The organism is Alcanivorax xiamenensis, from assembly GCF_009846745.1.
In the GTDB taxonomy this organism is placed as follows: Bacteria; Pseudomonadota; Gammaproteobacteria; order Pseudomonadales; family Alcanivoracaceae; genus Alloalcanivorax; species Alloalcanivorax xiamenensis.
This window is the reverse complement of sequence record NZ_AQPF01000011.1, coordinates 93,849-106,062: the sequence shown is the minus strand read 5'-3', so window position 1 is coordinate 106,062 and position 12,214 is coordinate 93,849. Positions and strand designations below refer to the sequence as shown.

The window sequence follows — 12,214 nt, the reverse complement described above, 5'->3', positions numbered from 1 at the left end:
ATCACCGCGCCGGTACAGACACTGGCGACCCGATCCGCCCGCCGCGCCAGACGCCGAACGGTATCTCTTTCCTCATGCTGCCCGGCCACCTGGTGAGCACCCCGCCCCCCTACCACGATCAGGGTATCCACCACCGCGCGACCGGGCTTGGAGGTGTCTATGGTGATACCAGCGGTACTGCGCACGCCGCCCCCCTGGCGGGAAAGCACGCGCAAATCATAGGCCTGCTCCGGGGCCAGTTGGTCCAGCCTCTGAAAGGCCGCCAACGGACCACTGAGGTCCAGCAACTGGAAGTCGGGGAACACATAGAAGGCAATTCGATGCATGGCTTAAATCGAGGGAAACAGGTCATTGGCGCCATCACCTTGCCCCCCTAATCTGGGGGGCGTCAAGCAGGAGCCCCACCATGACGCAAACTTTGAATATCGTGTTCGCCGTTTACGATGACGTCACCCATCTGGATTTCACCGGTCCGCATATGTTCTTCGCGCGATTGCCCGGCGCCCATATACAGGTGGCATCCCTGCACGGTGATCCGGTGCGCGCCGACGGCCTGATCTTCGCCGAGCTGGCGGCACTCACCGACATCCCCCACTGTGATGTATTGTGTGTACCGGGTGGCGTGGGCTGTGTGGCGGTGATGGAGGATCCAACCTATCTGTCGGAACTCAAACGGCTGGCCAGTAGTGCCCGCTATCTGACATCGGTGTGCACCGGATCCCTGATTCTCGGCGCCGCCGGCCTGCTGAAAGGCAAGCGGGCCGCCCGCCATTGGGCCTGGCGGGACATGCTTGGCGAGCTCGGCGCCATCGCTGATCCGGAGCGGGTGGTGCGCGACGGCAATCTGATCACCGGCGGCGGGGTGACCGCGGGTATTGATTTCGCGCTTACCGTAATCAAGGAGCTGGCCGGCACCGATGTCGCACAGTCGATTCAGCTCGGATTGGAATACGCGCCACGGCCCCCCTTCAACGCTGGCCGTCCGGAAACCGCACCGGCACCGATACTGAATAAAGTGAATGACGCCATGGCCGCGGCCATGCCGGCGCGCTGGGAAGCCACTCGCCGGGCGGCCCGGCGTCTTTCGCAAGACCAGTGAGGCGACCGCCTCAGTCCGGCTCACGCCATCGGCGGTCAGGGTGATAACGAGAAGGCGGTTGGCCCAGCCGCCGCCGGAACATGGTCGAGAACGACGCCGGGCTGTCGTAGCCATATTCAAGGGCGATGCGAGTGATCGATTCCCCGGCCGTCAGACGCTCCAGCGCCAGCACCACGCAAGCCTGTTGTTTCCAACGCAAAAACGGCAGGCCTGTCTGCTGTTTGAATAAGCGGCTGAAGGTGCGTTCGCTCATCGCCAGACGCGGCAGCCAGTGGTCGATACGGGCGTGAATATCCGGCTCGTCCAGGAACGCGCGGCAGACTTTCTGCAGGCGTTCATCTTCCGGCAGCGGAATATGGAACGGCAAAGACGACAGCCGTGCCAGCTCATGAAACACCAACTCCGCCAAGGTACCGTCACGACCGTCAAGGTCATACAACAAAGGCAGCTGTACGGCTTCCGCTAATAGTTGACGTAACAACGGCGACACTTTCACCACCTGGCACACCGACGGTGGTCTGATCACCGCGCCGGGTTCCAGATAAAGGCTGTGCGTGCTCACCCCGAGCATGCGCACTTGGTGCGCTTCCTCGGCCGGAATCCAGACCGCCTGTCCAGGCGGCACCACCCAGGTCCCCGCCCGCGTGGCAACGTGCATCACACCCGTAGCGCCGTAGAGCAATTGCACCCGGCGATGACGGTGCCAGGGCAACACCTGCCCATCGGCATAATCCGTGCGGATCGCCACCAAAGGGCGCGGCGTATCGTCAATGTCGTCGATAGGGATGTTTCGCATCGCCTTCTTCCGAGCCCCTGTACCCATCCTGCCTCACCCTGGCCGAAACACGATCAGGATTGGCAGGATCGATGATACCCGCTCAACGCCAGCGACGTATGCTGGCCATCCCGAAAATAATCCGGGCGCAACGGAGCCCAGCTATCATGGACTACTTTATCGTCATCGCCGTGGCGGGCTTCGCCACCGGTATCACCACTTTGCTGTTCGGCTTCGGCGGCGGCTTCGTGGTGGTCCCTTTCGTCTATCATTTCGTCAACGCCACCGGCATTGGCGCGGGCCATGGCATGCGCGTGGCCGTGGCCACGTCCACGGCGGTGATGATCCTGAACGCCGGCTATGCCACTTATACCAACTGGCGACGGGGGTATCTGCACAGCGAAATCCTCGCCCCTCTCCTTCTTCCCATCGGCGTGGGCGCCCTGCTGGGTGCCGGTCTGGCCGATCTGCTCGGTGATTCACTATTACGCATACTGTTCAGTCTTTATCTGGCGGGGACGCTGCTGGATGCTCTGCTGCGCAAGGGGTTCCTGGGTAAACCCGAGCCCCGCCGGATACGCCCGGTGACCCGCTGGGCGGGCGGTCCGCTGATCGGTACTATCGCCACACTGCTGGGTGTTGGCGGCAGTGTCATGACCGTTCCACTGCTGCGCCGGCATGGCTATGACATGAAATACTGCGTCAGCGCCGCCAACCCGCTGTCGATGCCGGTGGCTATCGTCGGCACCGTGATGTACGCGTGGCTGGGACAGGACCAGTCGCTTGGCACGGAATATCTGGGATACGTCAACACCAGGGTTCTCGGTGTCCTGGTGATCGCCGGCATCGCCGGAATGCTGTTCGCGAAACACTGTATCCCGGCGATTAATGACCGGCTGCACGCCCGGGCTTATCTGCTGCTTCTACTGTTGATGCTGATCGTCAGTGTGTGGCCATAACCCGCGAAGACTACCGCCATTGCCCTTTTTTGGGGGAAGCGGGCCGGAGTAGTGGCACCAGTTGTTCGAGCAAATCCTGTTGCCGCCGCGAAGGGGTTCCCTCCACCCGGGTGATTCGCTCCACCAGTTCCAGTGCCGACTCAGCCTGCTCCGGCGAGAACCGCTCAAGGCTGGGCCGCACCACCGCCGCCAGGTTATCCCGGATTTCCTCGCCCTTACCAAACAAATGCACGCAAGCGGCCAACAGATCCGAGGCCTCGGCCTCGGGCAGGTGGAAGGTCTCCCGGAACAACGTCAACAGGGCCCGCTTTTCATCACCGCTCATATCGCCATCCAATTTGGCGGCGGCGGTCATTAATAGCGCCGTCAACTCCATGGGGCTTTCCAAAGCATAGATCGGGTTACCCTGGCTGCGGCTGCGCCATTGGCGGCGACGGCGCCAGGCCCAGGGATTCAGTCCGCCCAGATCGATGCCCATCTCCGCCAGGCGATAAAGCAGCCACAGAATCGTGACCAACGTCCCCAACAAACCCAATACGATATGCATGCCCGTACCTCCCTGTCTCCATGACGTCATCGGCGCCGCGATTATAGCGGCGTTTTGCCCATCAGGCTCAGCTGAATCCCACCACATCATGGGGAATGTACGCCTGTTCCAAGGCGGCTATCTCGTCCCCGGACAGTTCCAGGGACAAGGCACTGACAGCATCTTCCAATTGCACCGGCTTACTGGCACCGACAATCGGCGCGGTCACCGGAGACTGATGCAACAGCCAGGCCAGCGCCACCTGCGCACGCGGTACGCCGCGGGCGGTGGCCACCCGGCCCACCGCCTCGATCACTCGCCGGTCCGCTTCCGCCATTTGCACATACAGTCCCTTGCCAAACTCATCGGTACGCTGCCGATCGCTGTCCTGATCCGGCTCCCGCGCCAGACGCCCTCGTGCCAGCGGGCTCCACGGCAGTACGCCGATGCCCTGGTCGGCGCAGAACGGCAACATCTCCCGTTCTTCCTCCCGGTACAGAAGGTTTAAATGGTTCTGCATGCTGACGAACTCAGTCCAACCGTTCTGACGGGAGGTGAACACCGCCTTGGCGAATTGCCAGACGTACATGGACGACGCGCCGATATAACGGGCTTTGCCGGCCTTCACCACATCGTGCAGCGCTTCCAGGGTTTCCTCGATGGGAGTGTGGTAATCCCAGCGATGGATCTGGTAGAGATCCACATAGTCGGTGCCCAATCGTCTCAGGCTATTATCGATTTGCCGCATGATCGCCTTACGGGACAGGCCGCCGCCATTGGCATCGCCGGACATCGGCATGAATACCTTGGTGGCCAGTACGATCTCGTCACGGCGGGCGAAATCACCAATGGCGCGCCCGACGATTTCCTCCGAAGTGCCATCGGAATAGGCGTTGGCGGTATCGAGGAAATTGATGCCCGCCTCCAACGCCTGGCGGATCAAAGGCCGGCTGCGCTCTTCGTCAAGGGTCCAGGCGTGCTTGCCACGATCAGGAATACCGTAGGTCATGCACCCCAGACACAGGCGGGAAACCTTCAGGCCAGTACGGCCCAGTCGCGTGTATTGCATCTCTGCTCTCCCGGTTTTGCCGCGGACATTCGTTATTCTCCGGAATAGACGAACGGCCGTGCCCAATGCGATTTTCGCACTGTATACCCAAACGCGAGGGCAGACACCTCCGGAGCGCTAGCGGGGCTCCATCTCCGCTTGCCTTTGATCCGGTTCAATCAGTCCCTGGCGAAGCAACTCGGACAAGATCGCCCCGCGGGTGCGCTCGAACCGGCCGGTCAGATCCGTGATGCCGGCGCCGCCACGAAACTGCTTCGCCAGCTCCTCCCGCAACGTCTCCGTCCACGGCAGCCCGGCATTTCTGGGGCGGCCGAGTTTAACGTTCTCCTTTTGCCGCTCTTCCAGACTCAGCGGCGCCCGCTTGGGCATCCGCACGGCTTTCAGTAGCGTAAACAGAGAACGAATAACGGCAGGTTCGTTGTACAAGTGCTCTTCCGGCAGAACTTCACCGGTTACAGGATGTACGCCATTGGCCAGGGCCGAGACAACCCGACGGGCTTCTTCAATATCCATATCGAAGTACTCCTTTTTGAGTATGGATCGCTGTGTATGGATTTCCTTGGAGTCTGTTCACAGGTAACGGGGCGGCTCCCCAACAATTTGCCGGCCCGTTTCAAGTATCACCGGGTACTCAAGGCAGGGCTGTGACCGGGTTCATGGGAATGATTGACTCCGCGAGGGGGCTACGGCATTCTCAGTCATATTGTTACCAGAAAATTCACCACAAGAATAATCATGAAACAAAGTACCCGGTGCGACCTGTATGACCGCGCGCTCACCGCCCTGACCGGAGAGCGTCCCGAAGGCGATGAACAGGCCAGTTCGGTCCCGGTTTCGCGCTATCTTTCCGAGCACCATTTCGAACAGGAGAGGAACCTGTTGCTGCGCCGCCCGATTCCGGTGGCGCCCGCATCCGAGCTGGCGGCGGCCGGTGACTGGTTGTCCCTGGATTGCCATGACACCCCGTTGTTGCTGGTGCGCCAACCCGACGGTACGGTGCGGGCCTTCCTAAACGTTTGCCGCCATCGTGGCGCGCGCGTGGCGCCCGCCGGGCGCGGTCAGGGTGCGCGGGCTTTCGTTTGCCCTTATCACGCCTGGACTTATAAACCGGACGGCGGCCTCAAAGGACTGCCACAGGACTTCGGCTTTCCTTGCCTGGACCGGTCACGCTCAGGGTTGCGCCAGTTGGCGGTAAGTGAGCGCGCCGGCATGATCTGGTTGATTCTGGATCCGGACCGCGCCGACCAGGATATCGATCCGTACCTCGATCCCTTAATGACGGAACTGGAAGCCCTGGACCTGACAAATCCCCAGGGCTTTGCCTCCCGTTCCTACCTGGTGAAAGCAAACTGGAAATTGCTGGTGGACGGCTCCTTCGAGGCCTATCACTTCAAAATCGCCCATCGCAATACCATCGCCCACATGTTTACCGACAATCTTCAGATCATCGACGAGTTCGATCTGAATCGTCGCCTGTTCCTGCTCAAAGCCAATTTCGATCCAGCCTCGCCACCATCCCGCGACCGGTTCCAACCACGGGACCATGGCAACATCATCTACTATTTCTTTCCCAATACCACCTTCCTGGTGCAACCGGACCATACCCAGTTCAGCACTCTCGAACCTCTCGCTCCCGGCCTGACCCGGGTTCATGAGACCACGCTTCTGCCGCAAGCGCCGGACAGTGACAAGGCACGGAACTACTGGCAGGCCAACGTGGATCTGTACCGCCGCACCCTGGCGGAGGACTACGACCTGGCCGAGTCGATCCAGAGCGGGCTCGCCAGCGGCGCCAATGAGGCGCTGACCTTCGGCACCTTCGAATACAGCGCCCCGCGCTTTCACCGCCAACTGCAACAGCTTCTTGAACAGCCCTGATCATACGTAGTATCGGTGTAATACCTCTATGTCACCGCCCCCTGCTAACGTTTCCCGAGTCCATACCAACAACAGCGGGAGGCCGACATGGGCGCCAAGACCATTCTGATGATTACCGGTGATTTCACCGAGGACTACGAAACCATGGTGCCGTTCCAGGCGCTGCGGGCCGTCGGACATACCGTCCATGCGGTGTGCCCGGACAAGAAGGCCGGCGACACCGTGGCGACCGCCATCCACGATTTCGAAGGGGACCAGACTTACACAGAAAAGCCGGGGCATCGCTTTGCCCTGAACGCCGACTTCGACGGCATCGATCCCACCCGCTACGACGCCCTGGTGGTGCCCGGTGGCCGGGCGCCGGAATACCTGCGCCTGAACGCCGAAGTGCAAAATCTGGTACGGCACTTTTTTGACACCAAAAAACCGGTGGCGGCCATCTGCCATGGCGCGCAATTACTCGCCGCCGCCGGGGTGCTGGAAGGCCGCACCTGCTCCGCCTACCCGGCTTGTCAGCCCGAGGTGGAGTTGGCCGGGGGGACCTATGCCGGCATCGACGTTGACGACGCGGTGACCGATGGTAATCTGGTGACAGCACCGGCCTGGCCGGCCCACCCGGCCTGGCTGGCGCAGTTCTTCAAGCTGCTCGATCAATAGTCGGGCCGGTGCGGGCGTCCCCACCCATACAGCGGGTTCGGGGGCGCCCGAGGGACCTCACATGTGCAAGCTGTTCATCAACGCCGACCCGCAACTCTGGGTCAGCCGTACCCACTCCCTCCGCATCGACGGCATGGTCACCAGCGTGCGCATTGAGAACGCGTTCTGGCGTGTGCTTGAGGAAGTGGCCGAGCGGGACGGCATGAACCTGCCACAGATGATCACCCGGCTCTATCATGAGTCCATCGACGCTGGCCATGATCTGGGAAATTTCACGTCCTTTCTGCGGGTGTGCGCCATGCGCTACCTGGCCCTGCAGTTGAGCGGTGACATCCCCTCCGACACCCGGGTGGCCATCGCCTCCCTGGACGCGGAAGGCATTCTGTCACGCGAACCCGTCAGCGAGAGTGCTCGCGGCGGGGCCGGCGAAACCACCCACTGACCCTTCATCCGCGGGAGTCATCCTCATGAGCGACCGCCCGATCAAACAACCCGGTCCCGATCATCCGATTCACATCCACCCCACACCGGGGCGAGTGGTGGTGATCGCCGATGGCGCCATCGTCGCCGACAGCCGCGCGACGCTGACAGTGAGCGAAGCCGATCTGCCTGACGTATACTATATTCCCCGCGCCGATACCGACCTGTCATTACTGACGCCGACGCCACTGAAAACCTACTGCCCGTACAAAGGCGAAGCGAGTTACTTCAGCCTGCCCGGAGAGCACGGTGAGAACGCCGTATGGAGTTATCCGAAGCCTTTCCCGGCGGTAGCGCGAATCAAGGAATATCTGGCGTTCTATCCAGAGCGGGTGGAAGACATCCGGGTTCTACCCGAAGCCTGAGGTTTACGCCCACATTATCCACCATCAGCGGTTGTGCAACCGTCCATCTACACGCAACGCACTGGCACGCTTACATGCCGATCGCTATCGCTGCCAAGGCAGCTTTCCACAGTGGGCGTTACGGAGCCGTTGTGGGAAGCTGGCTTGCCAGCGAATACCGTGCGCTTCGCCCTATCCTACGCGCTTGGGATCCACTCGGTGGTCACGTGCCCCGGTTGCCCGCTTACCCGATCCAGCCAGGCCTGTACATGCGGATACAGGAACAGATCGAAGCCGCCCTCGTGGGCCTCGTGCGTGTAGGCATAGAGGGCGATGTCGGCGATCGAGTAGCGTTCGCCAACCATGAACGTGCGAGTGCTCAAATGCTGGTCCATCACCGCCAACGCCTCATTACCCGCTTTGTGTCTCTGTTCCAGCAGCTCGCGATTGAACGGCGTGTCGTCAAACCCCTTGATCGCCAGCCAGAAGCGGGCGGTGGCGATGTTCGGTTCATGGCTGTACTGCTCGAAGAACAGCCATTGCATCACTTGCGCCTGCTCCACTTTGTCCCCAGGCCAATAGGCCGTGCCCTGCGAAAGATAAAACAACACCGCGTTGGACTCCGGCAGGAAAGTACCATCATCCAACTGCAACACCGGAATGCGTCCGTTGGGGTTTTTCGCCAGGAACTCCACGGTACGGGATTCGCCGCGCAGGATGTCCACGGGCACGTATTGGTAGGGAATCCCCAGTAACGCCAACAGCAGACGAATCTTGTAACCGTTGCCGGATATCGGGTCATCGTACAGAATCATGGCGTCCTCTTTGCCCTTCCCGTTATTTACGTTCTTCCAGTGACAGTCGGATCGCCAGACCCGCCAGCACACCGCCCATCAGATAGCGTTGCAGCGCCAGCCACGGCGGGTTGCGGGCAAACCAGCCGGAAATACCGGCGGCGGACAGCGCGATGGCAAGGTTGACGGAAAAACTGACCAGAATCTGCGTCAGCCCCAGCGCGATACTTTGCAGAAACACCGAGCCGTGCGCCACGGCTATGAACTGGGGGAAAATGGACAAATAAAAGACCGCTATCTTCGGGTTCAGCACATTAGTCAGAAACCCCATGAGGAACAGCCTGCCATCGGAATCCGCCGGCAGATCACGAGGCTCAAACGGCGAGCGGGCACCGGGCCTCACCGCCTGCCAGGCCAGCCACAGTAAATAAGCGGCGCCGGCCCACTTCAACAGCTCATAAGCCAACGGCACCGCCAGAAACAAGGCGGTCAGCCCCAGCGCCGCCGCCAACATATGCACCAGAAAGCCGGCGATCACCCCCAACAGGGAAATCACGCCGGCCCGCCGCCCCTGACAAATCGAGCGGGAGACCAAATAGATCATGTTGGGGCCCGGTGTCACCACCATCAGCAACGCCGCGCCAGCGAAAATAATCAGATCCTGCAGTGGTACCACGTTTCAGTCTCCGGTCGCGTCTTTTACACCAGAGCCTCCTCCGGCGTCCTGGTCCCGTCCAACAGTCCGAATTCCCGGTTCACCAGGGAAGGGGTCCGTAACAGATACAGCAAGGTAGCGGCCACGTTGGCGCGGGAAACACTGTTGTCACCCGACTCCTCCACGCTGGTCGCCACCCTGCCGGTGGCCGCGTCATCAGTGAGGCGTCCCGGCTTGAGAATAATGTAGGGTACGCCCCGGTTCTTGAGGTAATCGTCCGCCGCCTTTTTCGCCGCCATGTAAGGACGCAATTTCTCCGGTGCCCGCAACGGATCGTCGGCACGCAGGGCGCTCACCATGACATAGCGGGACAGCCCCTCGCTTTTGGCCAGATCCGCCACCCGCATGGCGCCGTGCAGATCAATCAACAGTGTCTTGTCCGGCCCGGTATGCGGACCAGAACCGGCGGTGAACAACACTTGGTCGCAGCCATCGAAAGCATGATCAAGAGCCCCTTCCAGATCCGCCAGCACCGTGTCCATGCCCCGGTCCCGGAACCAGGCTTGTTGTTCCGTGCTCCGCACCATCGCCTGGAACGGGACCGCCGCGTCTTTCGCCAATTGGCAGAACTGTCGTCCAATCTGCCCGTTGGCGCCGACCACCAGAATCGTCATTACTTTACTCCTCGCGGAAGCTTCCACCTTCCGCGCTTTCAGTTCAACGGGGGTTTCACATTAACAGAATTGCCGCAATTGACGATGCAATAATGCTGGTTCTCTACTTCAGAAACGAACGAAAGAACTGGCTCAAGGCGGTCAGATCCTCGGTGCGCTCGGCGGGGTCTTCCTGATAACTGGCCAAACGTGACAATTCTTTTTCGATAAACCGGTTCAAGGTCGGAATCGCCGGCACGAATTCCTTTTCCTGACTGCGCTTCTTGCGTTCCAGTAACTTGCTGATTTCATCGTTTACCCCCGGGGCATCCGCAAGGGTTTCACGCAGGCGCTCGAACTCGATGGGCGCGGGTTCTCCATGGGTTTCAAGCCAGCGGATCGCCAGGAGCGGCCTGAGTACGTAAAAGTACTTTTTCAACGGCACCAACTGGGCTTTCAGATACCCTTTGTAGTTGGTCTTGGCCATGCCGTGATAGTGGTGCACGCCTTTGGTCACCGAGTATATGCCCGGCATCAGCGAGCGGACGCCTTCGGAAAAGGCATGATCATCCACATAAACAATGGGGGACTGCATCCACTCAACAAAGGAGGGATTGGACTTCCAGAACAGCTTCAGTGCCTTGCGTAAATCCCAACCGTTGATGTCGATGTCGTCGACGATCTCGTATTCGATGACATCACGCTTGTCTTCCAGGTCCACGCTGAGATACCAGTCGTGAGGGTGCACATAAATAAAGCGCACATCGTAATCGCTGTTGGGGGAGGCAAACCCCCAGGCCCGGCTGCCGGATTCCACCGCGTACAGCACACGGACCCCATGTTCCTGCTCCGCGTCGCGAATGCGGCGCATGATTTCTTCTCTCACTGACTCGTCGATCATAATCCGGTTTTACCTCTTCTTCCGGTTGCTCATCGCCGGTTCGACCTCACCACCACCATCACAAGAATGGCGTATGAGGCGCAACCCACCGGTCCGGGCAGGCGGGCTCGCCAGTATGCTCGTGACCGCGGCCATCCTGAGTGTACCCGTATGCGGTTTCGGCTACTTTTTACGTTCCTTGATGGATCGGCGGGATCAGCGGGCGGCAATCGCGCCAAGGTGCCCGACTACCATCGCGGCGGCGCGGGGCAGACAGCCCTTGAAGAAATGGTCAGTACCGGCGAACACCACCACCGGTCGCTGCCGTGGGCGAGCCCATTGCAGCAGGTCCGTCAATGGTGCCCGTTCGTCGTTTTCGCCGTGCAGCAACAGTGCCGAGCCGGGAATGGGCTGCGGCGGATAATAGCGGCCGTCCGGGACCTGCCCCACCGGAAGCCCCATCAATACCAGAGCATCCACCGGGCGTTCCGTTTCCAGGGCACGGGCGGCACGGGCAAATACGTAAGCGCCGAAGGAAAACCCCACCAGTGCCAGGGGGAGCCGCGGATAGTCCTCGCGCAGGGTCGCGATCATCAACAGGGTGTCCTGCTCTTCGCCGTCGCCGGCACCATGCTCCCCTTCGGAGTCGTCGACACCGCGAAAACTCGGCCTCACCACCAGCCAGCCGGCATCGCGCAAGGCCCGTGCCAGGGCATGCGGCACCGGATGCCGGGGCGAGCCGCCCAGCAACGGCTGCGGATGGCCCACCAGCACCACGCCACAAGGCGGCTTCGCGGGATGATCGAGGGTCAGACGAAGACGCCCGGCGGGGCCTTGCAAATAACGGGTTTCACGTTGGGAAGCAGAGGAGTTCATCAGAACAGGAATTTCCGGCTGACATATTGAGGATAGCGAAAGTCTAACATGATCGCCTTTGATTCAGGCGAACCGCCAGCCGGGGAGATAGAGAGGTTCACTCGATCGGACAACGTCAGTGTGGTAGCGCCATCGATCCCGAGTGAAAAGCACATTTTCCAGGCATGCCCTTCCTCACCTCTCCTCGTCCACATACCAGCCGATCAGGTCGCCCACCTCATCGTGGACATTGGCCAGCACCTCACAATCACAGTAGCCACCGTGTTCATTCAACCAGGGCACCACAAGCTCCGGCGCCAGGCCCTGTTGATGCAGGAACACCCGCGTCTGGGTCAGGGAATGGTCGCAAGGCGGGGCATCCAAACGATCAAGAAAGGAGAACAGCGCTTTCAATCGCGCCAATGGCATTGGCAAGGAAGCGCATAACGCCGCGCGCCGTTTTGCTTTGAACTCAGCTTTGAGCCTCTTCTTGGCCGCCTGATCCATCCGCCTTCCTCCGACGCGGCGCCTGGTGTCCACGCCTTGGTATGAAATAGGGGGAGAAACCGGCTTCACTGGTGTCTGCCTAC

The 12,214-nt window shown here is 60.7% G+C and carries 17 protein-coding genes; 6 read left to right on the top strand and 11 right to left on the bottom strand.

Going from position 1 to position 12,214, the window contains the following annotated elements:
• On the bottom strand, positions 1–326 hold a 326-nt coding region (locus tag A6D6_RS09655), incomplete at its 3' end, for a DJ-1/PfpI family protein (RefSeq protein ID WP_201303743.1).
• Between the two features lie 80 nt (positions 327–406).
• Here A6D6_RS09655 and A6D6_RS09650 point away from each other — a divergent pair.
• Positions 407–1,099: a DJ-1/PfpI family protein gene (locus tag A6D6_RS09650; protein ID WP_159660600.1), complete on the top strand. Its 693-nt coding sequence runs from the start codon at positions 407–409 to the stop codon at positions 1,097–1,099.
• 10 nt (positions 1,100–1,109) lie between these two features.
• Here the strand turns inward: A6D6_RS09650 and A6D6_RS09645 are convergent, their stop codons facing one another.
• The gene (locus A6D6_RS09645) at positions 1,110–1,895 is read right to left on the bottom strand and encodes an AraC family transcriptional regulator (protein WP_133490437.1); all 786 of its coding nucleotides are present in this window, start codon (positions 1,893–1,895) and stop codon (positions 1,110–1,112) included.
• Between the two features lie 146 nt (positions 1,896–2,041).
• Between A6D6_RS09645 and A6D6_RS09640 the strand changes: the two genes are divergently transcribed.
• Positions 2,042–2,833: a sulfite exporter TauE/SafE family protein gene (locus A6D6_RS09640; protein WP_159660599.1), complete on the top strand. Its 792-nt coding sequence runs from the start codon at positions 2,042–2,044 to the stop codon at positions 2,831–2,833.
• Between the two features lie 10 nt (positions 2,834–2,843).
• Here the strand turns inward: A6D6_RS09640 and A6D6_RS09635 are convergent, their stop codons facing one another.
• From A6D6_RS09635 to A6D6_RS09625, 3 genes are all read right to left on the bottom strand, one after another.
• Positions 2,844–3,380 (bottom strand): tellurite resistance TerB family protein, encoded by a 537-nt coding sequence (locus tag A6D6_RS09635; RefSeq protein WP_159660598.1) that lies wholly within the window; start codon positions 3,378–3,380, stop codon positions 2,844–2,846.
• Between the two features lie 67 nt (positions 3,381–3,447).
• The gene (locus tag A6D6_RS09630) at positions 3,448–4,428 is read right to left on the bottom strand and encodes an aldo/keto reductase (protein WP_159660597.1); all 981 of its coding nucleotides are present in this window, start codon (positions 4,426–4,428) and stop codon (positions 3,448–3,450) included.
• A gap of 117 nt (positions 4,429–4,545) precedes the next feature.
• Positions 4,546–4,941, bottom strand: coding sequence for a hypothetical protein (locus A6D6_RS09625; protein ID WP_133490433.1), 396 nt, complete (start codon positions 4,939–4,941; stop codon positions 4,546–4,548).
• Between the two features lie 222 nt (positions 4,942–5,163).
• On the opposite strand from A6D6_RS09625, the gene A6D6_RS09620 reads away from it, so the two are divergent.
• The 4 genes from A6D6_RS09620 to A6D6_RS09605 all read left to right on the top strand — a co-directional run bounded on the left by A6D6_RS09620 (position 5,164) and on the right by A6D6_RS09605 (position 7,808).
• On the top strand, positions 5,164–6,306 hold the full coding sequence (locus A6D6_RS09620; protein WP_159660596.1) for an aromatic ring-hydroxylating oxygenase subunit alpha: 1,143 nt from the start codon (positions 5,164–5,166) through the stop codon (positions 6,304–6,306).
• A gap of 87 nt (positions 6,307–6,393) precedes the next feature.
• Positions 6,394–6,963 (top strand): DJ-1/PfpI family protein, encoded by a 570-nt coding sequence (locus A6D6_RS09615; RefSeq protein ID WP_133490431.1) that lies wholly within the window; start codon positions 6,394–6,396, stop codon positions 6,961–6,963.
• A 61-nt stretch (positions 6,964–7,024) separates the two neighbouring features.
• The gene (locus tag A6D6_RS09610; protein ID WP_133490430.1) at positions 7,025–7,405 is read left to right on the top strand and encodes a ribbon-helix-helix domain-containing protein; all 381 of its coding nucleotides are present in this window, start codon (positions 7,025–7,027) and stop codon (positions 7,403–7,405) included.
• A 25-nt stretch (positions 7,406–7,430) separates the two neighbouring features.
• Positions 7,431–7,808, top strand: a complete 378-nt coding sequence (locus tag A6D6_RS09605; protein WP_133490429.1) for a DUF427 domain-containing protein — start codon at positions 7,431–7,433, stop codon at positions 7,806–7,808.
• A gap of 176 nt (positions 7,809–7,984) precedes the next feature.
• On the opposite strand, the gene A6D6_RS09600 is transcribed toward A6D6_RS09605, so the two are convergent.
• The 6 genes from A6D6_RS09600 to A6D6_RS09575 all read right to left on the bottom strand — a co-directional run bounded on the left by A6D6_RS09600 (position 7,985) and on the right by A6D6_RS09575 (position 12,131).
• Positions 7,985–8,602, bottom strand: coding sequence for a glutathione S-transferase family protein (locus tag A6D6_RS09600; RefSeq protein WP_159660595.1), 618 nt, complete (start codon positions 8,600–8,602; stop codon positions 7,985–7,987).
• Between the two features lie 22 nt (positions 8,603–8,624).
• A complete protein-coding gene (locus tag A6D6_RS09595; RefSeq protein WP_159660594.1) occupies positions 8,625–9,257 on the bottom strand; it encodes a LysE family translocator in 633 nt (210 codons plus the stop codon).
• 23 nt (positions 9,258–9,280) lie between these two features.
• A complete protein-coding gene (locus A6D6_RS09590; protein WP_133490426.1) occupies positions 9,281–9,910 on the bottom strand; it encodes an SDR family oxidoreductase in 630 nt (209 codons plus the stop codon).
• A 103-nt stretch (positions 9,911–10,013) separates the two neighbouring features.
• On the bottom strand, positions 10,014–10,790 hold the full coding sequence (locus tag A6D6_RS09585) for a nucleotidyltransferase domain-containing protein (protein WP_159660593.1): 777 nt from the start codon (positions 10,788–10,790) through the stop codon (positions 10,014–10,016).
• 195 nt (positions 10,791–10,985) lie between these two features.
• The gene (locus A6D6_RS09580; RefSeq protein ID WP_159660592.1) at positions 10,986–11,645 is read right to left on the bottom strand and encodes an alpha/beta hydrolase; all 660 of its coding nucleotides are present in this window, start codon (positions 11,643–11,645) and stop codon (positions 10,986–10,988) included.
• 174 nt (positions 11,646–11,819) lie between these two features.
• Complete coding sequence (locus tag A6D6_RS09575; protein ID WP_133490423.1) at positions 11,820–12,131, bottom strand: DUF2695 domain-containing protein; 312 nt, start codon at positions 12,129–12,131, stop codon at positions 11,820–11,822.
• Positions 12,132–12,214: the final 83 nt, after the last annotated feature.